The 23,516-nt window shown below is 60.9% G+C and carries 22 protein-coding genes and 1 tRNA gene; 15 read left to right on the forward strand and 8 right to left on the reverse strand.

The genetic code is table 11. From position 1 onward, the window contains the following. Positions 1-47 precede the first annotated feature (47 nt). Together QMG79_RS12535 and QMG79_RS12540 are read left to right on the forward strand one after the other, a co-directional pair. Positions 48-120, forward strand: a tRNA-Ala gene (locus QMG79_RS12535). Positions 121-407: 287 nt separating this feature from the next. Next, positions 408-1,979, forward strand: coding sequence for a cellulase family glycosylhydrolase (locus QMG79_RS12540; RefSeq protein ID WP_283538928.1), 1,572 nt, complete (start codon positions 408-410; stop codon positions 1,977-1,979). Between the two features lie 246 nt (positions 1,980-2,225). Here QMG79_RS12540 and corA read toward each other — a convergent pair whose 3' ends face one another. Continuing rightward, the gene (gene corA, locus QMG79_RS12545) at positions 2,226-3,221 is read right to left on the reverse strand and encodes a magnesium/cobalt transporter CorA (protein ID WP_283538929.1); all 996 of its coding nucleotides are present in this window, start codon (positions 3,219-3,221) and stop codon (positions 2,226-2,228) included. Positions 3,222-3,294: 73 nt separating this feature from the next. Continuing rightward, positions 3,295-3,813: an Lrp/AsnC family transcriptional regulator gene (locus QMG79_RS12550; protein WP_283538930.1), complete on the reverse strand. Its 519-nt coding sequence runs from the start codon at positions 3,811-3,813 to the stop codon at positions 3,295-3,297. A 145-nt stretch (positions 3,814-3,958) separates the two neighbouring features. Here QMG79_RS12550 and QMG79_RS12555 point away from each other — a divergent pair, with 145 nt between their 5' ends. Next, positions 3,959-5,218: an MFS transporter gene (locus QMG79_RS12555; protein ID WP_283538931.1), complete on the forward strand. Its 1,260-nt coding sequence runs from the start codon at positions 3,959-3,961 to the stop codon at positions 5,216-5,218. Between the two features lie 43 nt (positions 5,219-5,261). On the opposite strand, the gene QMG79_RS12560 is transcribed toward QMG79_RS12555, so the two are convergent. Then, positions 5,262-5,765 carry an Lrp/AsnC family transcriptional regulator gene (locus QMG79_RS12560; protein ID WP_283538932.1) on the reverse strand — a complete coding sequence of 168 codons (504 nt, stop codon included), beginning with the start codon at positions 5,763-5,765 and terminating at the stop codon, positions 5,262-5,264. A 185-nt stretch (positions 5,766-5,950) separates the two neighbouring features. After that, a complete protein-coding gene (locus tag QMG79_RS12565) occupies positions 5,951-7,207 on the reverse strand; it encodes an MFS transporter (RefSeq protein WP_283538933.1) in 1,257 nt (418 codons plus the stop codon). A gap of 101 nt (positions 7,208-7,308) precedes the next feature. On the opposite strand from QMG79_RS12565, the gene QMG79_RS12570 reads away from it, so the two are divergent. Together QMG79_RS12570 and QMG79_RS12575 are read left to right on the forward strand one after the other, a co-directional pair. Beyond that, a complete protein-coding gene (locus QMG79_RS12570) occupies positions 7,309-8,439 on the forward strand; it encodes a LysR family transcriptional regulator (protein ID WP_283538934.1) in 1,131 nt (376 codons plus the stop codon). A gap of 46 nt (positions 8,440-8,485) precedes the next feature. Continuing rightward, on the forward strand, positions 8,486-9,433 hold the full coding sequence (locus QMG79_RS12575) for an N-acetylglucosamine kinase (RefSeq protein WP_502934737.1): 948 nt from the start codon (positions 8,486-8,488) through the stop codon (positions 9,431-9,433). A gap of 19 nt (positions 9,434-9,452) precedes the next feature. On the opposite strand, the gene QMG79_RS12580 is transcribed toward QMG79_RS12575, so the two are convergent. Further along, the gene (locus tag QMG79_RS12580; protein WP_283538935.1) at positions 9,453-10,361 is read right to left on the reverse strand and encodes a pirin family protein; all 909 of its coding nucleotides are present in this window, start codon (positions 10,359-10,361) and stop codon (positions 9,453-9,455) included. A gap of 196 nt (positions 10,362-10,557) precedes the next feature. Between QMG79_RS12580 and QMG79_RS12585 the strand changes: the two genes are divergently transcribed. The 7 genes from QMG79_RS12585 to QMG79_RS12615 all read left to right on the forward strand — a co-directional run bounded on the left by QMG79_RS12585 (position 10,558) and on the right by QMG79_RS12615 (position 17,103). Then, positions 10,558-11,019, forward strand: coding sequence for an NUDIX hydrolase (locus tag QMG79_RS12585; protein ID WP_283538936.1), 462 nt, complete (start codon positions 10,558-10,560; stop codon positions 11,017-11,019). A gap of 195 nt (positions 11,020-11,214) precedes the next feature. After that, positions 11,215-12,312 (forward strand): ABC transporter ATP-binding protein, encoded by a 1,098-nt coding sequence (locus QMG79_RS12590; RefSeq protein ID WP_283538937.1) that lies wholly within the window; start codon positions 11,215-11,217, stop codon positions 12,310-12,312. Further along, complete coding sequence (locus QMG79_RS12595; protein WP_283538938.1) at positions 12,312-13,049, forward strand: ABC transporter permease; 738 nt, start codon at positions 12,312-12,314, stop codon at positions 13,047-13,049. Before QMG79_RS12590 ends, QMG79_RS12595 begins: the two co-directional genes overlap by 1 nt. After that, positions 13,049-13,795 (forward strand): ABC transporter permease, encoded by a 747-nt coding sequence (locus QMG79_RS12600; protein ID WP_283539257.1) that lies wholly within the window; start codon positions 13,049-13,051, stop codon positions 13,793-13,795. Before QMG79_RS12595 ends, QMG79_RS12600 begins: the two co-directional genes overlap by 1 nt. Continuing rightward, positions 13,792-14,748: an ABC transporter substrate-binding protein gene (locus tag QMG79_RS12605; RefSeq protein WP_283538939.1), complete on the forward strand. Its 957-nt coding sequence runs from the start codon at positions 13,792-13,794 to the stop codon at positions 14,746-14,748. The genes QMG79_RS12600 and QMG79_RS12605 overlap by 4 nt, the downstream gene beginning before the upstream one ends. Before the next feature lie 228 nt (positions 14,749-14,976). Beyond that, a complete protein-coding gene (locus QMG79_RS12610; protein ID WP_283538940.1) occupies positions 14,977-16,197 on the forward strand; it encodes a pyridoxal phosphate-dependent aminotransferase in 1,221 nt (406 codons plus the stop codon). A gap of 51 nt (positions 16,198-16,248) precedes the next feature. Beyond that, positions 16,249-17,103, forward strand: a complete 855-nt coding sequence (locus tag QMG79_RS12615) for a polyphosphate kinase 2 family protein (RefSeq protein ID WP_283538941.1) — start codon at positions 16,249-16,251, stop codon at positions 17,101-17,103. Between the two features lie 2 nt (positions 17,104-17,105). Here the strand turns inward: QMG79_RS12615 and QMG79_RS12620 are convergent, their stop codons facing one another. Together QMG79_RS12620 and xseA are read right to left on the reverse strand one after the other, a co-directional pair. Continuing rightward, entirely contained in the window at positions 17,106-17,321 is a 216-nt protein-coding gene (locus QMG79_RS12620) for an exodeoxyribonuclease VII small subunit (protein WP_283538942.1), read from the reverse strand. Continuing rightward, on the reverse strand, positions 17,318-18,661 hold the full coding sequence (xseA, locus tag QMG79_RS12625; protein WP_283538943.1) for an exodeoxyribonuclease VII large subunit: 1,344 nt from the start codon (positions 18,659-18,661) through the stop codon (positions 17,318-17,320). The genes QMG79_RS12620 and xseA overlap by 4 nt, the downstream gene beginning before the upstream one ends. A gap of 235 nt (positions 18,662-18,896) precedes the next feature. Here xseA and QMG79_RS12630 point away from each other — a divergent pair, with 235 nt between their 5' ends. Both QMG79_RS12630 and QMG79_RS12635 read left to right on the forward strand, forming a co-directional pair. Further along, a complete protein-coding gene (locus tag QMG79_RS12630; protein WP_283538944.1) occupies positions 18,897-19,748 on the forward strand; it encodes a hypothetical protein in 852 nt (283 codons plus the stop codon). Between the two features lie 61 nt (positions 19,749-19,809). Continuing rightward, positions 19,810-20,892 carry a 4-hydroxy-3-methylbut-2-enyl diphosphate reductase gene (locus QMG79_RS12635; protein WP_283538945.1) on the forward strand — a complete coding sequence of 361 codons (1,083 nt, stop codon included), beginning with the start codon at positions 19,810-19,812 and terminating at the stop codon, positions 20,890-20,892. 48 nt (positions 20,893-20,940) lie between these two features. On the opposite strand, the gene QMG79_RS12640 is transcribed toward QMG79_RS12635, so the two are convergent. Continuing rightward, positions 20,941-22,167 carry a DNA recombination protein RmuC gene (locus QMG79_RS12640; protein WP_283538946.1) on the reverse strand — a complete coding sequence of 409 codons (1,227 nt, stop codon included), beginning with the start codon at positions 22,165-22,167 and terminating at the stop codon, positions 20,941-20,943. An 84-nt stretch (positions 22,168-22,251) separates the two neighbouring features. Between QMG79_RS12640 and ychF the strand changes: the two genes are divergently transcribed. Further along, positions 22,252-23,337, forward strand: a complete 1,086-nt coding sequence (gene ychF, locus QMG79_RS12645) for a redox-regulated ATPase YchF (RefSeq protein ID WP_283538947.1) — start codon at positions 22,252-22,254, stop codon at positions 23,335-23,337. Positions 23,338-23,516: the final 179 nt, after the last annotated feature.

A 23,516-nucleotide genomic window follows, 5' to 3' on the forward strand; every position in this document is an offset into this window, starting at 1 on the left:
CGCTGCAGCTGAAATATTTGTAGCCTAAGCACACACGTTCCGGACCCGGGGCTATAGCTCAGTTGGTAGAGCGCTTCGTTCGCATCGAAGAGGTCAGGAGTTCGAATCTCCTTAGCTCCACAGATTGCAGGGGTTGTACCCCTGCGCGTGGAATGAAGATACACCGTGGCTACATCTGCCACTGATCGACCATAGCCTGAACCGTAATATGCGCGGCGAGGAGCGGTTTTCCAGCATCCGCACACATACTCTTGGGGTAAGAAGCCCAGTCCCTGGACGCGCGTGTCGTTGCAGGGGAGTCGGGAGCTTCGTTGCCCCGACGTATGGAGGAAAGATTGCAGGAACAATTCTCGGCTGGTCAGCGACGTCGTCATCGCCCAGGTTCATGGCGGAAGGGGGCACTGACGATGGCCGCGAGTGCTATGGCGGGGCTGCTGGCAATCTCTGGATGCGCAGGGCCTGCTGCTGAGACGTTCAGTGCTGAGCGGGCGGCGGACGTTACGCCCGCAGCCACCGGATGGCTGCACACTGATGGCGGAACCATCATGGACTCGAACAACAAGCCCTACACGATCAAGGCAACATCCTGGTTCGGTCTCGAAACTGCGGACTGCGTTCCACATGGCCTGTGGGGCACCCTGACCATCGATGAGGCCCTGGCTTCCATCAAGTCGATGGGTTTCAATACTGTCCGACTGCCGTTCTCCAACGAGTGCCTTGCCGCAACGTCAATAAAGGGCAGTGTCAACTATTGGGCCAACAGGGCCTACAACCTAGAGGGTAAGAGACCCCTCGATGTCTTGGACACCATTGTTGCCCGGGCGAAGGCCAACGGACTAAAGATCATCCTGGACCGCCACCGGCCAATGTCAGCGGATCAGTCGCCGCTCTGGTACACCTCGGCTGTGCCGGAGACTACGTGGATCTCCGATTGGAAAATGCTCGCGAAGCGCTATCGGGATGATTCGACAGTGATTGGCGCAGACCTGCACAACGAACCAGCAGGTGCAGCTACCTGGGGTGGTAAGGCGTCCACCGACTGGCACGCTGCTTCGACCCGTGGTGGCAACGCCGTTCTGGAGTCAAATCCAAATCTCCTGATCATTATCGAAGGTATTGAAAATCAAGCGACAGCTGGCGGGACGTGGTGGGGTGGTGGCCTCGCAGACGTCGGCGCCAAGCCAGTAATTCTCAAGGTTCCAGGGCGGGTTGTGTACTCGCCACACGACTACCCAGGGTCTCTCTTCCCACAGAAATGGTTCAGTGATCCCACGTACCCGGCCAACCTGCCAGCGGTCTGGGACAGGAATTGGGGTTATCTGCAGAAGAAGGGTATTGCGCCAGTACTCCTTGGAGAGTTCGGCTCCGCTTTGCAAACGGAATCCGACAGGCAGTGGATGGCGTCGATCGTGTCATACCTTGAGGCAAACAAAATGAGCTTTGCCTACTGGTCATTCAATCCGAACTCTGGCGTTACAGGAGGCCTGGTCAAGAGTGATTGGCGAACCCCTGAAGCCGCAAAACTTGCAGCGCTTGCGCCTGTCCTGAAAGCAGTTCCAGGAGCGACGCCCACCCCAGGGCCTTCCCAGACTGCCCCTGTAAAGCCGTCTCCCTCGCCTAGTGCCACTGTGCCGACGCCACGTCCCTCGCCGACCGCAACATCAGGACCGACGCCGTCGACAGGGACCTCGGTCAGCGCGTTGTGGAGGCTCACCAGTTCATGGAACGGTGGATACGTTGCCAGCCTTGATGTCACGGCACTGAAGTCCGTTCCTGCATGGTCCATCACGTGGAAGGACCCAAACGTCTCAGGGATCGCAAACTCCTGGGGGGTGACATGCACAGCGATCCCCAAGACCTCAGTCACCTGCACAGGATCGGGCTGGACCACCAAACTGTCCGCGGGCCAGAAAGTCACAGTTGGATTGCAGGTCAATTCATCGAAGCCACCCACGAACCCGGTGCTGACAGTCAAATAGGCCAAGAGGGGACCTGTGTGCTCCGGACACTCTGCCGTGCTGGACCCTGAAGTAGACAGGGTCGCTGGTGGGACCATGTCAGGACGACATGACCGCGCCGGGCTCGTCCTGGACGGTTCTACCGTCGGAGAGCTGAAAACAGCAGCAGGGCCAGTGGCACGTGAGGTGCGCTTCCGCTGTTCGGCGTGGGCGGTTCACCGCCCCCGGCCTGCACTCTCGCCACCTGGGCGCGGAACACGAGTGCCCCTACAGCCAGCCCTTTTTCTTGAAGATCACATACATCAGCCCCGCAATGGCAATCATGATGCAGATGGCCATGGGATAGCCAAAGGTCCAGTGCAGTTCGGGCATTTCATCAAAATTCATTCCGTAAACGCCTGCGACGAAGGATGGGGCAAAGAAGATGGCAGCCCAGGAAGAGATCTTCTTGACCTGTTCGTTTTGCTCGGCGCTTGCTTCGTTCTGGCGGTTGGCCGTCAACGTGCCGTCCAGGGTCAGGGCGTTCTGGAGGAGATCCCGGAACGAGTCTGCACGCGAGATAACGCGTTGGACATGGTCCTGGACGTCGCGGAGGTTGTGCTGGAGTTCCTCTGTCACAGCGTATTTCTCGAAACCCCTGTTGAGCTGCTGGATCATGTCCGGCAGCGGATGGATGGCGCGTTGGAACTGGATCACTTCGCGGGCCAACTCGTAAATACGGCGCGAGACGGTGGAGTCATTGCTGAACAGCTGATCTTCGATCTCGTCAATATCATTCTGCAGTCCGGCGATGACTGGCATGTAGTCATCCACAATTTGGTCGAGCAGGGCGTAGAGGACAGTTTCGGGGCCGTGATTCAACAGTTCGGGTGAGTTCTCAAGCCGCTGCCGCACGCGTCCGACGCCTGCCATCTCTGCGTGCCGGACCGTCACCACGAAGTTCGGTCCAATAAAAATATGGAGTTCGCCAAATTCCACTGTCTCTTCCGCATCCAGGTAGCGGGCAGGGCGCAGGACTGTGAACAGGCTGCTGCCGTACCGCTCAAGCTTGGGCCTCTGGTGGGCAGAGATGGCATCCTCGACAGCCAGTTCGTGCAAGCCGAATTCCTGGGCAACTGCAGACATCTCATGAGTGGTTGGCCGGTAGAGGCCAATCCAGGCCATGCCGCCATGTTGGGCAAGAGTCTCAAAGGTCTGTTCCAGGTTTTTCGGTTCTGCCGCACGGATGCCGTTGACGTACACGGCATTGTCGATAATGGTCATGATCTGCTTCCCGTTTGGTCCTGTGCGCCGGGGACTGTGGACAGCATCCGGGCATCATAGAATCCTAGTCGGATTACCGTGGCGCTGGCGCCGGTTTGATGGTGGTTCCCTGTGCGAGCCTGCTGATCAGCGGCTCGGTGCGGTAAGGAATATGTGTATGCAGCGCCAGGACCGTTTCCGTCCTGATCACTCCCTTGATACGCAAAACAGAGCGGAGGGCTGCTTGCAAGTTATGGGTATCTGTGGCCACGATCCGGCACCAAACATCTCCGCGTCCCGAGATCTCGTGGACTTCCAGTACCTGTGAGATCAGCCGCAGGGAACCGATGACCCCATCGAGTTCCCGGTGGTTGACCTCAATGGTGATGAAGGCTACGACGTCGTATCCCACTGCCTCGAGGTCGATCTCCCGGCCGCCGTCATGAAGAACCCCCGAACGCAACATCCGGCGAACGCGGGTCTGTGCGGTATTGCGGGCAATGCCCAGTCCGGTGCTGAGCTCGGCAATCTGGATCCGCGGGTCGCGGATCAATTCGAGCAGAATTTTCATATCTGTGGCGTCCAGACTGGTCAAACCATCACTCCAGGTCATAGATGGGACAAGTGATTGAGTATTTCGCTCAATTTATCCTCAATAGTAGGTCTATAAGTGCCGCCATGACGGATTGTGGAGGTATCCCCGACTCACCAGGTCCGGCATCTTACGGATGCCGCGCCCGGACGCGCAAAGGCACCACATGACAGTACTGAGTGAATTGAGAATGCAGCCCTCTGCTGCGCTGCACACCGGATGGGATGCCTCCCGGACGGCGCGGCTGGTCCTGACAGGTGCTGTTATTTTCATGCTCCTCATCGGGGCCAACTTGGCCACGCCGCTATATCCGCTCCTGCAGCAGCAGCTGGGGCTTACCTCGCTGGGCACCACGGTGGCGTTTGTCAGCTACGTCCTGTCGCTGATTGTTACCCTTCTGGCAGCTGGCCACTGGTCCGATCACATCGGCCGCCGTGCCGCGCTTCTGCTCGCCGTACTGGTCGGACTGACGGGCGGGATCGTTTTCGCGTTTGCAGGGAACCTGCTGATGCTCTCCGTCGGCCGGGCACTTCAGGGTGTTGCGGTGGCGCTCGCCACCGGTGCCAGCGCTGCAGCCTTGCGGGAATTGCTGCCGTCGCGTCCGGAGTGGGCCTCTCGCTTCACGCTGCTCGCGTCGGCTGGGGGTGTTGCGGCTGGTCCCGCTATCGGCGGAGTCCTCTCTCAGCTGCCAGGCCCGACGTCGGCCCCCTTCGCCGTGCACTCCGCCATCTTGCTGCTGCTGCTCATCCCGCTCTACCTGGTCAAGGCACGGCCGGCCATCAATGCTGAAGGCCAGACGTTCCGCGTGTTGGCTCCGCGCCGGCCTGCTGTATCGCGTGAGGCCCGCGGGGCCTTCTGGCTGGCGTCGCTCGTGGGATTCCTGAGCTTCAGTATCTTTGGCTTCTGCCTGTCCTTGGCGCCAGGCTATGTTGCCCACGTCCTGGACATCGATTCACGCCCCGTCGTCGGTCTTCTGGCCGGAACCACGCTGGCAGCTTCTGCGCTCAGTCAGCTCCTGGCTGTTCGGGGCAGGTTTGTCGTGCCAATCGGGCTGACAGTCCTGGGATTGTCGGTGGTACTCATGGCCGTCTCGCTGATGCTGGCCAACCCATTCCTTCTGGTGTTTGCCTCCATCATGGCTGGCCTGGGCCAGGGCATTTCCTTCCGTACGGTCTTCAATGACGTGGCAGGGAAAGTGGAAGCATCCAGCCACGCACAGATCATCAGCACCGTTTACGTCATCACGTACCTGGGCAGTGCCGTCCCCGTGCTCGGCCTCGGGTGGGCAGCTACACAGTTTGGCACCGCCGCCGCCGTGAATGTCTTTGCTGGGCTCTGTGGTCTTGCTGGGCTCATCCTGGCGTGGGTTGCCTTCCGGGCGGGCCGCCGCTCCATGCCCCGCCAGGAGCTCATCTACCAGGGATAGCGCGTCGGCAGCTGCTTAGACCTCGTGCCAAGCGGACCATCTGCTATTCGGGCAGGGGGCCGTGGTTCCCCTGAATATGGGCAAAGACCAGGGTTGTTTCCGTGTGGCCCACCACCGGATCAGTGGCCAGGTTGTCCAGCACCCAGTCCCGAAGATCCTCCGTGCTGGCTACGGCGATGTGCAGCAGGTAGTCCACAGATCCGGAGGTGTGGAACGTTGAAAGTACAGCCGGGAGCCTGGGGACCCGGGCCGTAAACCTGTCAATCTGATCCCTGTCATGTGCCCTCAGCCGGACAGCCACGAGGGCCTGGACAGAACGCCCGACGGCGGAAAGGTTCAGTTTTGCCTCAAACCCCTCGACGATGCCGCGCTCAGAGAGCGCGCGCGTCCGCATGAGGGCCGTGGAAGGAGCGATGCCCACCAGCTCGGCTAGCTGCTTGTTGGAAATCCGGGCATCGTCTACCAGTGCGCCCAGCAGGCGCTCATCGATGGCGTCAAGGGGCTCATGGTGCTGGGCACCAGCACGGTGGGGTTTTGGAATACTCACAGGTCCTCCTCCAGGATCGTGTCCATTCATCCTAGGGGGCCTTGTGCGCCTAACTGATGCGCGGAACGCCACTCTGCCGAATAATCATCAGCGGATCCGCGCGCTGCCTAGGCGGAATTCAGTGCGTAGCTGCTGGTTCATGCCGAATCTGCTGCTGCCCGCGTTGCATGCGTCTCCCGTGCTGCTCAGTGCCGGGCACTTCCTGAACCTTGGGGCCTGACCAGCACCATCAGCAAGGCTGCTAGCACTGTCAGGAAGAGAGTCCCCACCACCAGTGCACTCCAGCCCAGCCACTGGAACACAAGTCCACCGGCCCACCCTACGATGCTGGAGCCCAGGTAGTAGGCAAGGTTGTACAGCGAGGCGGACTGCCCGCGGCCGCGACTGGGCAGGGCGCCGGCCCAGCCAGATGCGACACCGTGTGCTGCAAAGAATCCGGCGGTGAAAACCACCAGGCCACCCAGGACCACCGGCAACATGGTGCTCAGGGTGGCGACCAGACCGGCGGCCATCAGGGCCGAACCGCAGAGGAGGACCCGCCGTCGTCCGTGTCTCAGAGTGAGTCCGGCTGCCCATCGGGATGACACGGTACCGGACAGGTACGCGAGGAAAATCAGGCTCACAACCGTCCCTGACAGCCCGAAGGCGGGTCCGGCCAGGCGGAATCCGAGGTAGTTGTAGACGGTGACGAAGCCTCCCATGAGGAGGAAAGCCTGCGCATAGATCACCACGAGGCCAGGGGTGCGGAGGTGCGAGGCGAGCACCAGCAGTGACGCCCGGAAGCCGGCGCCGCCCGAAGGCGTGAAGCCACGGGAGCGGGGGAGCAGCAGGAGGAAGACAATCGCTGCGAGTCCCGCCACGCAGGTCACAGCCAGGGTTCCGGCCCGCCAGCCCCAGATGTCAGCGGCCGGCCCTGCTATCAAGCGCCCGGTAAGGCCTCCCAGGGTGGTGCCGGCAACGTAGGTCCCGGCAGCCACAGCGGCGTGCCCGCGGCTGACTTCCTCATTGAGGTAGGCAATCGCAACGGCAGGAATCCCGCCCAGGGCCATGCCTTCGACGAACCGGAACGCAAGGAGGACTTCCAGGGAACCGGAGAGAGGCACCAAGAAGCCAAGGATTGTTGCGGAGATGATCGCGATTGCCATCGCCCTGGTCCGTCCCGTCCTGTCTGCAATGAAGGACCAGGGGATCACGGCGGCTGCCAGGCCCAGTGTGGCTGCCGAGACAGTGAGTCCAGCACCGGCAGCGGTGGTGCCCAGGTCTGCGGCAATGGTGGGAAGCGCCGATTGGGTTGAGTAGAGCTGGGCGAATGTTGCCAGGCCTGCAAAGCCGAGGCCAGCCAGGATACGGCGGTAGGCTCGAGACCCTTTGGGGTGTCCTTCCCACAGCGGAGCGGAATCCGGGGAATGCGACAGCGCTGATGTGGGGCTCGAAGAGGACATAACCTGAGCGTAAGCAGCCAGAGTCTATGCTTCAAATGCATTCTTCTTCCATATTTCATGCAAAATCAGGATGAAAGCACATCAGGAGGCCCGAGCAACCGATGGACAGCAACATTCGCGCTGAACCCCAACCCGGGTCCCATCACGGCCGCGCTCCAGGGCAGTTCCCCGAATCGCCAGAACATACACCGTTGGCTTCCCTTGAGGACCGCCGGCTGGACTACCAGCAGCTGGTCCAGCTGCTGCCTCTTCTCCCGCTACTGACAGCCATTGCCGCCAGTGAGCATGTATCCGAGACGGCCGCGCACCTTGGCTTGCCGCAGTCAACCGTGAGCCGGGCCCTGGCCCGTGCCTCCGCCGTCGTAGGCGTGGATCTGTTGGTTCGGGAGGGACGTGGAGTCCGTTTGACTCCGGCAGCGAGAGTCCTTGTCCCCTACTTGGAAAGCGCATTGAGTGCGGTCCAGGAAGGCCTGGAAAGTGTCAGGCAGCATTCAGGAGTGGTGCGGGGCCGCGTTCGTGTGACGTTCCAACACACGTTTGGCGAGGCCACTCTGCCGTTGTTGATCGGCGCGTTCCGGCGGCCGTATCCGCAGACTGAATTCGACCTCAGGCAGGGCGCTCGGAACGACTGCCTGACGCAACTGGTCCGTGGCGAGGCTGACTTGGCGTTCACCGCTCCGGTGGCAGCCCCAAGCCGCTCGCTCGCATCAGCTGTCCTGTACCGGGAGCCGCTGTGCGTGGTCCTGAACGCCGGACACCGTTTGGCAGGCTCCACGGCAGTGACGGCAGTGGACATCAGCGAGGACCCTTTTGTTGCAATGGGCCACGGTTATGGCATGCGTTCACTGACTGACGCCATTTTCAGGGCGGCCGGACTGCAGCCACGAGTCGCCTTTGAGAGCCAGGACACCCACACCGTGCGCGGACTGGTTTCCGCTGGGCTCGGTGTCAGTATCCTGCCCCGGGCCGGACATCCGAATCCCGGCCTTGCCGCGACAGCCAGGGGGACAATGACCGCCGCAGCCCCGATCGCGCTGCAGTGTGTGGAAGTGCCCCTTGACTCACCCCTCGCCTACCGTGAGATCGGACTGGCATGGCGGATCGGAGGAACTGCTGCTGAACCTGACCCGGTTCGCCTCTTCCGCCAGCTTGTTCTGCAGGAGGGCCCTGATCTCCTTGCCACCTGGGTCCAGAGTCGACATGAGCCGAGCAGCCTTCAGAATCCTGGATGACGCAGCGTATTGCACCGATGGAGCCAGCATTCAGTAGTCTGTTCTCGTGGATACCCAGGACGCCAAAGACTTCCCGCTCCCCAACGGATCGGCAGCTGCTGAACGCGACACCGCTTTTGTGGTGATAGGGCTCGATATTGGTGGCACCAAGACCCGCGGCGTGCGTTTTGAGGACGGCCATGTGGTGGCGGACATTGTGGCTGGCAGCGCCAACGTCCAGAACGTCAGCCAAGAACAGGCGGCGGAGAACCTTGCCGAGCTTTTCGGCAGGCTCGGAAATCAGGGCGTGGACCGTGTCTACGCCGGGGCTGGCGGAATCGACACGGCCGAAGATGCTGCTGCGCTCGCGGCCCTGATCAATGCCTGCGTGCCGGGTGTGCCTACCACTGTTGTTCATGATTCGCGGCTCCTGTTGGCTGCCGGGGGTGCAAGGACCGGCGTGGCAGTCATTGCCGGGACAGGGTCAGCAGCCTGGGGGAAGAACGCCAACGGTGAGGAAGCCCGGGCTGGGGGCTGGGGTTACCTGCTGGGGGACGAGGGCAGCGGGTACTGGCTTGGGCGTGAGGCCGTCCGTCACAGCCTGGCTCGAATGAATGACGGACTGGACCCGGACCAGCTCACGGAATCGCTTCTGGTGGCCTGCAACGTGGATGACCCGAACAAACTGATCGCCATGTTTCACAGCCCCGATACCGGCAGACGGTTCTGGGCGCAGCAGGGACGCCTGGTGGTTGATGCTGCCGAGGCAGGACACCAGCCAAGCAAGGTACTGGTCCGCCAGGCCGGTCAGGATCTGGCAGCCCTCGCCGGACGGGCACTTCGCAAACTCGGAATCGATGGTCCGGTGATCCTGGGCAGTGGCCTGGGAATGAACGTCACCATGCTCCAGGACTCGTTCCGGGAGGCTCTGGAAGCCCAGGGCATCACCGATGTGCGGATCCTTGATCAGGACCCTGTCTTTGGTGTGCTCCAGCTGGTGGCCGAATCAGACTAAGAGGTGGGGACGGCGAGGATCACGACCGCCTGCGGGGGCTCAGCCTGACACTTGGCAGGGGAGGCGCTGGAATGCGGCCTTCCTGCGGACCTGAACCCGGACCGTGCCCTGCCACGAATCCAAAGCGGGCAGCCTGATCCTCAGGGTCCGAAAGATGTGCCTGGGCCTCCCATTCTTCGCGGGCCTGTGCAACTTCCTCGTGGGTGCGACCCACAAAGTTCCACCACATCAGCAGTTCCTCCTCAAAAGGCTCGCCACCGATCAGCAGCAGACGAGTGCCTGGGTCGGCATCCCACGCGAGCGTCTCACGGCCTGAACCGAGGTAGGCCAATGGTCCAGGTTCTATCCTGGTGCCATCAATCACAGCCCCGCCGTCCAGCACCAGGATGGCGTGTTCAAAGTGCTGATCGAGCGGGATGAGTGCCCGGCCTGCGCACTCGATGTCTGCTCCCACGATCGCCGAGTACATGGTGGCTGGAGAGGTAATTCCGGCGAACGTGCCCACCATGACGGTTGCCGAAAACCCCTGGCTGGATGCTACCGGCAGATTTTTGTGCTGTTCAAAGGATGGCGCGCGGTGCCTGTGCTCCGCTGGCAGCGCTACCCACAGCTGCAGGCCGCGCTGGATCCGAAGCTGCCCGGCGTCATCCGCGGACGCGGCAGATTCGGAGAGGACAGCGAACTCAGAATGCGAGACGCCTCGGCCCGCGGTCATGATGTTCAGTTCACCAGGGCGGACCAGGACATCGGTGCCCACGCTGTCCCGGTGCCTGATGGTGCCCGCCAGCGGCCAGGTTACTGTCTGCAGCCCAGTATGCGGATGGGGCAGCACTGTCATGGCGGTGCGGTCAGGGCCAAAGCTGTCAAGGAAACACCATGCCCCAACAGTAGGAAGGCCCCGTTGGGGCAGAGTCCGCTGCACGTTCATGGCGCGGACTCCACCAAGCGGGACCTCGCGTTCTGGCCACAGCCGCAGGCAGGCCCCGGCGGTGGAGTCCTCAGGGTTCCAGGTGGGCAGGTCTGTTCCTGAGGGTTGCGCTCCAGATTAGTCACAGTCCAACAGTAGGCCGGTGTCCGGTCGTCGTGAAGAATGAGCATGCTCGCCATGACGTTAGGCTGTCGGGATGGCTTTAGTTTTTGACACCCGACCCGCCGCTTACGGTGTGATCCTGCGTGATGACGCCATCCTGTTGGCGTACTGGAAGCAGGATGGGAAGGAAGGCTGGACACTGCCGGGCGGTGGACTGGACCTGGGGGAGCACCCGGTCGACGGCTGCCGTCGTGAAATCTTCGAAGAAACCGGCTACCACGCCCGGATCGGGACCATGCTGGGTGTCGATGTCGGGCATTGGCCGGCTGCAGCCCGATTTGATGGCGGAGCGAACCCCATGGAAGCGCTCAGGATTGTCTACGAGGCAACGGTTGTTGGTGGTGATCTTACGCACGAGGTCAATGGCAGCACTACCCACGCTGCATGGATTCCGCTCGCCGGCGTCTCGGCCCTGAGTCGCGTCTCCCTCGTTGACACAGCATTGCGGTTTCACGCGGAGCGTCCGGCTGACGGCCAGCTCCGGGGCCAGGCCTGATTCTTTTGTCGCCGTGGTACGAGCCAGGCTGCCGCCAATCCGAGGCCCAAAGGTCTCCGAATGGTTACGGTAGTTGCCTCTGTGCGGCAATTGTCGCCGGTACTCGCTAGGCTGTGTCAAGACCAATTTAGGCAGCGTACTGATCATCACCCCCGCACACTGTTCGATTCCATTAACAGATAGGTAAGTCAGGGAATGACTGAAGCCATGATCGACTTCTCCAACGTCACGAAGTCCTATCAGGGTGGGCAACCAGCCGTTGACCAGCTGAGCATGTCCATCGACAAAGGTTCCATCACCGTTTTTGTGGGCCCGTCCGGCTGCGGGAAAACCACCTCCCTGCGCATGATCAACCGCATGGTGGAACCGACCTCCGGCACCATCACCGTGGGTGGCAAGGACGTCCTTTCCGAGCCGGCCGCCCGGCTGCGCCGTTCCATGGGATATGTCATGCAGTCTTCTGGCCTGATGCCGCACCGCACGGTGCTGGACAACATTGCCACCGTTCCGAGGCTGAATGGCGTCTCAAAAACGGACGCGAGGAAACGGGCAACGGAACTGCTCGACGTCGTCGGCCTCACCTCGGTCATGGGCAAGCGGTACCCCGCCCAGCTCTCCGGCGGTCAGCAGCAGCGCGTAGGCGTCGCCCGTGCCCTGGCCGCTGATCCGCCCGTGCTGTTGATGGACGAGCCGTTCAGCGCTGTGGATCCGGTGGTCCGTGATGAACTGCAAAAGGAACTTCTTCGGCTCCAGCGCGACCTCGCAAAGACCATCGTGTTTGTCACCCACGACATCGACGAGGCCACGATCCTGGGGGACAAGGTGGCAGTTTTTGCGGTGGGTGGGAAGCTTGCACAGTATGCCACTCCGGAGGAGATCCTGCGTGCCCCGGCCAATGACTTTGTGGCTTCCTTCGTGGGTCGAGACAGGGGCTTTCGGCACCTGGGCTTCACGCCTGCCAAAGGCCTGGGCATTCATCAGGTAGCCACGTCGAATATCTCCTCGAAGAATGAGCCGCAGGTGATGGCGTCAAAAGACTGGACACTGCTGGTGGACGGAGCCAACCACCCCGTGGGGTGGGCAGCTCCCGGAGACGGATCAGTCGTGGTGCCCGGGGGGTCTCTCTACCGCCCCGGAGATTCGTTGCGGGGCGCCCTTGACGCTGCGCTGTCTTCACCGTCTGGACTGGGCGTTGCCGTTGACGACGACGGCGCTGTCCTGGGTGCCGTAACGGCACCTGAGGTTTTGGCCGCAATTGAGTCGGCGCGCCAAGTGCGTGAGGCGGCACTCTGATGGAGTGGCTCCTGTCCAACCTGGACATGGTTCTTGAACGTGCTGGCCAGCACCTGGTCCTGGCCTTGATTCCTTTGGTTCTTGGTCTGCTCATCTCGGTGCCGCTGGCGCAGGTGGCCAGGGTCAACACGGTGGTCAGGTCAGTAGTGCTCACAGCGAGTTCACTGCTGTATACCGTGCCGTCGCTGGCGCTGTTCATCATCCTGCCGCCCTTGCTGGGCACCAAGATCCTTGATCCCATCAACGTCATTGTTGCCCTGACCATGTATGCCGTAGCCCTCCTGGTACGGGCGGCAATCGATGCTTTTGATTCGGTGGATGAAGACCTGCGGCAGGCTGCCGTTGCGATGGGCTACAAGCCTTTTTCCCGCTTTTTTCAGATTGACCTTCCGCTGTCTCTGCCCGTCCTTTTTGCTGGCCTGCGCGTTGTGTCAGTCAGCAATATCTCCTTGGTCAGTGTCGCCGCGCTCCTCGGAGTGGGGAACCTTGGCATGCTGTTCACTGATGGGCTGCAGCGGACCTTCATCACCGAGGTGGTGATTGGCATCGTCGCCATTTTGCTGCTGGCGCTGATCATGGATGCGGTATTGGTGCTTCTGGAGCGACTCCTCACGCCCTGGACGCGGGCCGCCACCTCGCCAGCTGGTCCTGGGGACAGCGAAACGGCGCCGGTGGACACTGCACCTTCGAATGCCGCGCGCATCGCTGACCAGCAGGTCCAGGCCGGAGGTGCATGATGAGCAACGTCTTCACGCAGACCATTGAATGGGTCCTCAACCCCGAAAACTGGTCTGGTAGTGGTGGCATTGCCACCCGGCTCGTTGAGCACCTGCAGTACAGTGCCCTCGTGCTGGCAATTGCCGTGGTCATCGCAATTCCCATTGGCCTCTACATAGGTCACACGGGACGTGGCAGGGTCGCAGCAGTTTCCATTGCAGGCGCACTGCGTGCCCTCCCCACACTGGGCCTGCTGGTGCTTTTTGCACTTCTTGCGGGCAGCGGCATCATGCCGCCGGTGTGGGCGCTGGTTATCCTGACGGTGCCTCCACTGCTGGCTGGCACCTATGCGGGGATATCAAGCGTCAATCCGGGAGTGGTCGATGCCGCCCGTGCGATGGGCATGACAGAGATGCAGATTCTGTTCCGCGTTGAAGTGCCCAACGGATTGCAGGTGATGTTTGGCGGTTTCCGTACAGCTGTTCTCCAAGTCATCGCTACCGTTTCCGTGGTCGCCTACCTTCCGCTTGGTGGGTTGGGCAGATACCTCTTTGACGGTCTCGTGCTGCAGGACTTCCCCCAGATGCTCGGTGGATCCCTGCTTATTGCGGTCCTCGCCATCACCATCGACCTTGTGCTGGTGCTGATCAAGCGGTTACTGCTTTCGCCCGGCCTCTCCGCCAAACCCAACGGCAGCCACAAGGCCGCCGACGAAGTACCAGCTACTGCACCCGCAGAAGCTTCCGTTCAAGGAGTCAACTCATGATCAAAGCCCAACTCACCCCGGTAACGCGCCGTGGACTTGGCGGCCTTGCTGCCGGTCTCGGAATTGCCCTGGCACTTACAGCATGTGGCGGTGCCGACCCATTGGCCGCCGAAACTCCGGCCGCTGGTGCATCCAATGCCGGTGGATCACTGGTTGTTGGTTCCGCCGATTTCCCGGAGAGCCAGATTGTCGCGGAAATCTACGCCGGTGCGCTCAACGCCGCAGGTGTGGAGACAACCACCAAGCCCAACATCGGATCCCGCGAGATCTACGTGAAGGCCGTCCAGGACGGCTCGGTGAACCTGGTCCCCGACTACTCGGGAAACCTGTTGTCTTTCGTCAACCAGGAGGCTCCTGAGGTCTCTGCTTCCGACGTCTACAAGGCACTTCCAAGCGCACTTCCTGAGGGCCTTGCAGTCCTTGAGCCGGCCAACGCGGAGTCCAAGGACGCCATGGTGGTTACCAAGGCGACCGCCGAGAAGTACTCGCTGACCTCCATCGAGGATCTGGCACCTGTCTGCAAGGACCTCACAATGGGTGCGCCCGCCACTTTTGAGACACGCGCCTACGGTTTCCCAGGACTGAAGGCAAACTACAACTGCGAGATGAAGGCGCTCAAGCCGTTCTCTGACGGTGGCGGAAACCTCACCCTGCAGGCCCTCCTTAGCGACGACGTCCAGGTCGCAGACATCTACACGACGACGCCCTCGATCGCCGACAATGACCTGGTGGTCCTTGAAGATCCCAAGGATAACTTCAAGGCCCAGCAGGTCCTGCCGCTCTACAACACGGCAAACATGAGCGATACCGCCAAGGAAGCTCTGAACAACGTCTCCAAGATGCTCACCACCGATGATCTGATCGATCTGAACCGTGCAGTCAGCGGCAGTCAGAAACAGAACCCATCGGACGCGGCGGCGGCGTGGTTGAAGGACAAAGGAATCGTCAAGTAACAGCTTTTCCCTAGCGGTTCTTCGCCCGACTGTTGGGCAACGGAGCCGCTGACCTCCGACGGCGGGTGGCTGGGTTGGTGCAACCTGGCCACCCGCCGTCGGCGTTTCCCCAGCTTTCTCCGCTGGAGCCCGGAGCCGTTGATCAGGTGGTCCTCGGCAAGGCACGGACGCAGGCGACGTGAGCTACATCTCAGCAGAAGTACATCCGCCATGTGGCATATTTGATGGATGGCAGAATTCAGGCAGTCCACCAAGCTTCATAATGTCCTCTACGACATCCGTGGACCGATCCTTGAGGCGGCCCAGCAAATGGAGGCCGAGGGTCACCGTATCCTCAAGCTCAACATCGGCAATCCCGCGCCTTTTGGGTTCGAGGCTCCTGACGCCGTTCTGGTTGACATGATCCGAAACCTGCCGAATGCGCAGGGATACAGTGACTCACGGGGTATCTTCTCCGCCCGGACAGCTGTATCGCAGTACTACCAGACCCGCGGTATCCAGAATATCGATGTTGACGATATCTACCTGGGCAACGGTGTCAGCGAGTTGATCACCATGTCGCTCATGGCCCTTTTGGATGGTGGAGACGAAATCCTTATCCCCACCCCCGATTATCCGCTCTGGACTGCATCGGTGGCCCTGGCTGGCGGCAAGCCCGTTCATTACCTCTGTGACGAGGATTCCGGCTGGCAGCCTGACCTGGAAGACATGGAAGCCAAGATCACCCCGCAGACCAAGGGGATTGTTGTGATCAATCCCAATAACCCCACAGGTGCGGTCTATCCCGAGGACACACTTCGCAGGATTGTGGCCCTTGCCGAGAAGCACGGACTGGTGATCTTCGCGGACGAAATTTACGAGAAGATCCTCTACGAGGACGCAGTCCACATCAATATGGCCTCGCTTACCGGCGCTGACGTTCTCTGCCTGACCTTCAGCGGCCTCTCCAAGGCCTATCGGGTCTGTGGCTACCGGGCGGGGTGGATGGCTATTTCGGGGCCCAAAAGTAAGGCGTCGGATTATCTCGAAGGCATCAACCTGCTCGCCAACATGCGCTTGTGCGCCAATGTTCCCGGACAGCATGCAATCCAGACTGCGCTGGGCGGCTACCAGAGCATCAACGACCTCATTCTTCCCGGGGGCAGGCTCCTTGCTCAGCGAAACAAGGCCTACGATCTGCTGAACGCGATCCCGGGTGTAAGTACCCAGCAGGCACGCGGAGCACTGTATTTGTTCCCCAAGCTTGATCCTGAGGTTTATGAGATACGGGACGACGAAAAGTTCGTCCTTGACCTGTTGCGCGAGCAAAAGATCCTTGTATCCCATGGGCGGGCGTTCAACTGGATCCGTCCCGACCACTTCCGTATGGTGACACTGCCCTACGTCAAAGACATCGAAGAGGCAATCGGCAGGATGGCGGACTTCCTGAGCAAGTACAAAGGGAACTAGCCTGTCAGCACGGCCATCCGGCGTCGACCCAAGAGACAACGAGGTTTCCAGTTGAGTAAAATAGTCGATTTTGAGCAGCACCCGGCCGAGACCCTGGTGGTGGATCCGGGTTTCCAGTTAGCGAGCCTTGATCCGCAGTCGACTCCGGGGTATTCCGGGAACAAGGCTGATGGGACGGCCCTTTTGAAGGAGCTTGACGGACAGCTGGTCCTGCTGCAGGAAAAACTTTTTGCCAGTGGCACTATCGGAGCGAAAAAAAGCCTTCTTTTGGTCCTGCAGGCCATGGACACTGCGGGCAAAGGCGGGACCGTAGCCCACGTCATGGGCGCCATGAACCCGCAGGGTGTGAAACTCAAAGCCTTTAAGGCGCCCAGCGCGGAGGAAAAATCCCATGATTTTTTATGGCGCATAGAAAAGGAAGTTCCGGCCTCGGGGATCGTTGGTGTATTCGACAGGTCCCACTACGAGGACGTGCTCATTCACCGTGTTCACGGGTGGGCTGATCCTGAGGAGCTGGAGCGCAGGTATACGGCCATCAACGCCTTCGAGCAGCGGCTGACGGACGCAGGGACCACCATCGTCAAGGTGATGCTCCACATCAGTTGTGACGAGCAGAGGGAGCGCCTGCTCGCTCGGCTGGACAATCCGGCCAAACACTGGAAATACAGCGACGGCGACCTTCATGAGCGGGGCTTCTGGGAAGACTACATGGGTGCGTACCAGGCCGCGTTCGCCAAGACCAGCACTGCTGCCGCGCCGTGGCACGTGGTCCCGGCCAATAGGAAATGGTACGCGCGCATTGCCGTCCAGAATCTGGTGTTGAAGGCCCTTGGGGACATGGATCTGCAGTGGCCTGAAGCCCAATTTAATGTAGCGGAGCAGCGCGAAGCAGTAGCGAAGTCCTGAGATCAGGCTTTTTCGCGGGCGGCTGCAAGCCGTTTGCGGGCGCCCTCAAGCCATTCTTCGCATCGGCCGGCAAGCGCCTCTCCGCGCTCCCACAGCATCAAGGAGTCTTCCAGCGTTGTCCCGCCAGCTTCAAGGCGGCCGACCACGGAAACGAGTTCTTCGCGGGCCTGTTCATAGCTCAGGGAGTCGAGTGCTGCGGGGGTCTGTTCCTGGGTCATGGATTTTTCCTGTCACTTGGTGGGAGGGGCGGAATGCCATCTGAGGTAGCCAGCAGGTGTCCCGCGGCCACCCTGATTCGGAGGGCTGTGCCAGCTGGAGCGTCCACTGGATCGCGGACGAGAAGTGGTCCAGCGTGGTCAGCGTCTGGTTCGGCCTGGACCACTGCATAGCCGCGGTCAAGCGTTTGCTGCGGTGATAGTGCACGGACCTGCGCCATCAGATGGACGAGGTTGTCTTCTGCTCTGACAAGGAGCGCAGTCACTGCTGAGGTGGAACGGGTTCGGAGTCGTTCGAGATCATCGGCGCGGACGCTGACCATGCCTTCCGGCGCAGCCAGGACAGGCCGGGAATGCAATGCCGTCAACCTGTCCGATTCCCGTTCCACCATCCTTGTGATGGAACGCTCCAGTTGGTCGCGGCACTGGGAAATTTTGGCCAGTTCGTCATTGACGTCCGGGACGATCCGCTTGGCTGCATCTGTTGGGGTGCTGGCGCGGACGTCTGCAACATCATCAAGCAGGGGCCGGTCTGCCTCGTGGCCAATGGCGCTCACCACAGGCGTAACAGTCTGCGCGACCGCGCGGATGAGTTCCTCGCTGCTGAAAGGCAGGAGGTCTTCCAACGCGCCCCCGCCGCGTGCGATCACAATGACGTCGACATCACTGTGGGCATCGAGTTCGCGGAGCGCCTTAATGATCTGGCTGACAGCTGTGGCACCCTGGACCGCTACCTCACGAACCTCGAAATCTACCGCTGGCCAGCGCAGCGCGGCGTTGCGAAGCACGTCCTTTTTTGCATCGGAATCGCGCCCGGTAATGAGGCCAATCCGGTGGGGAAGCAGGGGAAGTGCCTTCTTGCGGCCCTGCGCAAAAAGTCCTTCCGCAGCGAGTGCCTGGCGGAGCCGTTCAATGCGCGCAAGGAGGTCTCCGAGGCCGACAGGCCGTATATCCCTGACCTGCATAGACATGCGACCTGTCTTGAGCCAGAACTCTGGTTTGAGCAGGGCAACCACGCGTGATCCCTTTTCCAGGGGAGCGGCCTGCCGGTCCAGGACGCTTGACCAGATGGATGCCGGCAGGGAAATTTCAGCATCAACATCCCGAAGCGTCAGGTAGGCGCTGGTCCCGCGCCTATTCAGCTCGATGACCTGTCCCTCAACCCAGGCGGCAGGGGTCCTGTCAATATGGGCCTTGAGTTTTTTGGAAAGGAGCTGCAGCGGCCACGGATTATCGGGGCTTGTGTCCGCGGCCGTGGCGGGCACGGTAGTGGGGCCACCCGGCGCAGGAGTCTTCTCAAACTGTGGTCCGTCATGGGTTTCTCGCGGTGCTGTGTCAGCCATGAAGGGACTCCGCGACGGATGGATGGTGATTCATCAGTGATCCTTTGAATAGGCTGCTGGTGCCACTTGCGCAGGCAAGCCGCCGGTGGAGGACAGTACGGCCTTTGCTCTGCGGTGACGGCGTGAAGCCAACAGCCCTACCCTATCCAAAGCATGGGGGGAGGGGCTGACATTTCGGGGGCATTGGGTTGTCCTCATAGAATGGCGACAAACACCGTCGACTCCAAGGATCCCTGTGCGCACGTTCTTTTCCTCACTCGCCGTCATTGTGGGACTCCTGCTCGCTGCGGTAGCGGGACCCGCCATCTGGGTTGACCGTAACGTTGTCCAGGAAGATGGCTTCGTGTCACTGATGGCGCCGCTCGGTGATGACGCCGACTTCCAGAAGCAACTTGCTGCAGCAACCATTGCCAACCTTGACATCAGCGATTCGCTGCCAGGACCGTTGGCACGCATTGTTGAACCGATCCTTGAATCCGCTGCCCAGTCACTGGTGGGGCTCCCCGGCTACCCGGCAGCCTGGGAAGAAACCCTGCGGAACAGCCATCGGCTCAACTTCCCGGGTGATTCCAGTGAAGCGACGGATTCCACTGCGTTCAGGTTGGACCTCGGCCCGTTGACGGGACTGGTGGTGAAGCAGATCACTGCTACTACGGGGCTCCCGCTTCCCGCGCCGGGGGAGACTCTTGTCACCCTTGACCAGTCGAGCCAGCGCGAGACCTTGGACCGGATCAGCACTTACGCGCCTTTGGGGTACCAGTTAGCCGGCGGTGCAGTGGTGATTTTTCTGCTGGCCGTTGTAGTTGCCCGGCGCCGCTGGGCCGCCGTGCTGGGCATAGGGATCTCGGCGCTGATTGTTGCCGGTATCTGGGCCCTTGGCCTTGGGGTGGCGCGGGACGCAATTCTGGGAATGGCTGGCGGAAGCTCACTCCAGGAGCTCTTCCAGCGGGTCGCAGTTGAGACAGCCAGCTCAAGTTTCACGCCTTGGATCACGTCTGCGCTGGTCGCAGGAGGAGTGCTGGTTGTGCTCTCCGTTGTGGTCAGGGTGGTCTCCGGCAAGAAAGCCTCTGCTGCCAGCGGAGCCTAGAGGGTTCAGCGGGTGGCGAATCCCACTGAGGTGGAGCAGCCGCTGCCGGTAGCATGGAGGAATGACTTCCACCGCTGTGTCCCTGTCGATGCCTTTTGTTCCACGGAAGCGCCGTTCTCCTGAGGACGTCCTGAGTGCCGCCCCGGTAGCGGGCAGCAAAAAGGTCCTGTTGGCAGCTCCTCGTGGTTACTGTGCTGGTGTCGATCGTGCTGTGATAGCTGTTGAGAAAGCTCTGGAACATTACGGTCCGCCCGTGTACGTCCGCAAGCAGATTGTCCACAACGTCCATGTCGTGACGTCCCTTGAGGCGCAGGGCGCGATCTTCGTGGACGAGACGGATGAGGTTCCGGAGGGAGCACTCGTCATCTTTTCCGCGCACGGGGTCTCGCCGGCTGTAGTGCAGTCCGCGGAGGACCGCGGGCTTCGGACCATCGACGCAACGTGCCCACTGGTCACGAAGGTCCACAAGGAAGCCGTCCGCTTTGCCAAAGACGACTTCGATATCTTGCTGATTGGGCATGACGGTCACGAAGAAGTTGAAGGTACGGCTGGAGAGGCGCCGGACCACATCCAGATCATCAACGGACCACACGAGGTCAGTAAAGTTACTGTCAGGGACCCGGAGAAAGTCATCTGGCTCTCGCAGACCACGCTCAGCGTTGACGAGACCATGGAGACAGTGCGCCTCCTCAAGGAACGCTTTCCGACGCTCCAGGATCCGCCCAGCGACGATATCTGCTATGCCACCACAAACCGCCAGGTGGCCATTAAAAAGATCTCACCGCAGGCTGATCTGGTGATTGTGGTCGGTTCAGCCAACTCCTCCAACTCTGTTCGTCTGGTTGAGGTGGCGCTGGAGTATGGTGCCAAGGCCTCCTACCGCGTCGATTTTGCCAATGAAGTCGATGAGTCTTGGTTTGAAGGCGTGGCCACGGTTGGTGTTACCTCTGGAGCCTCAGTGCCCGAGGTCCTAGTAACGGATGTTCTCCGGCTCCTGGCTGACTACGGCTACGGTTCCGTGGAGGAAGTGGTCACCGCTGAGGAGGATCTGCTTTTCTCCCTGCCCAAGGAGTTGCGAGCAACCCTTAAGGAGGCGGGCGACGTCACCCGCGCTCTGGGTGGACGCCGCAGCCGCGAGGCCTGAGGCAGCCCAGCCCGATTCCTGTCTTCGAGGCACCGCAGGCACGCGGCGCTAGGCAGCGTCCTCTTCGCTCCGGGTAGCTGCGGATTCCTGCAGTTCCGGCGCCGTGAGTGACCGCGGAGCTGCCTCCACCAGGGCCGGGGACGGCAGGACCGTGGACTCCATGGCATTAAGCTTGCGCGCCGTGGGCAGGACCCGCGCTTCCAAGGTTCCCACCAGGGAGTTGTAGCGGTCCACGGATGTCTTCAGCGAGCTACCGAGTTTGCCGACGTTCTCGCCCAGGGTGCCCATACGGTCGTAGAGCTGTCCTGCCAGTTCGAACAGCTCCTTTGCGTTGTCGGTGAGGACATCCTGACGCCAGGTGAAGGCTACGGACTTCAAGACAGCCAGCAGTGTCACCGGGGAGGCCAGGACGACGTTACGTGCGAGGGCATGGTCAAGAAGTGCCGGATCCGCTGTCAGCGCTGCCGAAAGAATTGATTCAGCTGGCACAAAGCACACCACCAGTTCGGGCGAGTTCCCGGGAACATCCCAGTATTTTTTTGAGCTGAGCGCATCGACGTGGAGTTTCAGTGCCTTGGCATGAGCCGCCATCAGCGCGTTGTGCTGCGCTGCGGCCTGCTTCCCTGTCTGGTCCCCGCGGCCGCCAATTTCCTGTGCTTCGAGGTAGGAGGACAAGGGTACTTTCGAGTCAACCACCAGCTGCTTGTCACCAGGGAGTTGCACCACGAGGTCCGGACGGACGCTTGCGTCCATCCCAGCGGTGTGGACCTGTTCCTTGAAGTCGACATGCCTGAGCATGCCCGCTGCCTCTACCACGCGCCTGAGCTGGACTTCGCCCCATTGGCCCCGGGCGCTGTTCGACCGCAAGGCGGCCTCAAGGGAGTGCGTGGAACGCAGCAGTTGCTCGTCAGAGAGCCTGGCTTCCTGAAGCTGCTGCGCCAATTGGCCGTATTGCTCCATCCGGTCCCGTTCCAGGATGGACACCTGTTGTTGGACAGCTGTGAGCTTCTCGGCCACAGGGGCAAGGGCCCGCAGCACGTCGATGTCTGAGTGGCGGTCATTATCGAGCTCCCTGGTGCGGGTTAGGAGGAGGCCACGTTCGGCGTTGGCTCCCGCAAGTTCAGCGGTAACCGCTGAAAGGCGGGCGGAAACGCCGTCGAAATCTTCCTCAAGATCCCGCTGGCGCCTGCGGTAGGCGAGGTACACCGCGATGGCGCCAACAAACGTGCCAATGAGCAGCATGAGCAAAGAGAGAATGATAGCGAAAGCGTCCATACTTTCACTTTGGCACGGAGGTCTGACAATCTGCGGACCACTCCAGGGGGAGCGGCGCGCCGCGTGCGGGTAGAATCTATGCTCGTGGCTCTAACTATTGGCATCGTCGGACTGCCCAACGTCGGCAAATCAACTCTTTTCAACGCACTGACCCGTAATCAGGTGCTCGCAGCGAACTATCCGTTCGCCACGATCGAACCCAATGTCGGCGTCGTAAACCTGCCTGATCCGCGGCTGCAGAAGCTTGCGGACATCTTTGGATCCCAACGACTCCTGCCAGCACCGGTGTCCTTCGTGGATATCGCGGGCATCGTGAAGGGCGCTTCGGAGGGTGAGGGTTTGGGCAACAAGTTCCTCGCTACTATCCGTGAGGCAGAGGCCATTGCCCAGGTTGTCCGTGTGTTTGATGACCCTGATGTCATCCACGTGGACGGGAAAGTGGATCCCCGGTCTGATATGGAGACCATCAATACAGAACTGATCCTGGCTGACCTGCAGACCATCGAAAACGCCATTCCGCGGATCGAAAAAGAAGTCAAGATCAAGAAGCGAGAAGCTGCCGAGCTGGCCGCTATCAAGGCCGCCCAGGTTGTCCTGGAGCGAGGCGACACGGTGTTCTCCTCTATCAAGAGCGACAAGTTGGAGATGGAGCACCTCAGGGAGCTCAGCCTCCTCACCGCCAAACCCTTCATTTACGTCTTCAACTCGGATGAAGGAATTCTGGGTAGTCCCGAAAAGCAGGAAGAGCTGCGCTCGCTCGTGGCGCCGGCGGATGCCATTTTCCTTGATGCCAAGCTTGAGTCGGACCTCGTTGAACTTGACGAGGAAGAGGCTCGCGAGATGCTCGAAATGAATGGTCAGGATGAATCCGGCCTGGACCAGTTGGCCCGCGTTGGATTCCACACCTTGGGACTGCAGACCTACCTCACGGCCGGACCCAAGGAAACACGTGCCTGGACGATCCACCAGGGCGACACCGCACCGCAGGCAGCCGGCGTGATCCACTCTGATTTCCAGCGTGGTTTCATTAAGGCTGAGGTGGTTTCGTTTGATGATCTGGTGGAAGCCGGCTCCATGGCGGAGGCAAAGTCCCGCGGCAAGGTCCGTATTGAGGGCAAAGAGTACGTAATGAGTGACGGCGACGTGGTGGAGTTCCGCTTCAACGTCTAAGTCCGCTGCCGGTAGCTCCCGCCAGCAAGAATTTCCAACGCCCCGGTTCCTCGCGCGAAAAGCGTTGGAGCCGGGGCGTTTTTCATGTGCTGCCTGACCGCCTTGGTGTCCGGGATGACTGCGCCGTTGGACCGCTGTGGCCGGACTGAGATCGACGGATGGTCTCCCTGCGGCAAGGG

This window comes from Pseudarthrobacter sp. PS3-L1 (genome assembly GCF_030063285.1).
GTDB lineage: Bacteria > Actinomycetota > Actinomycetes > Actinomycetales > Micrococcaceae > Arthrobacter.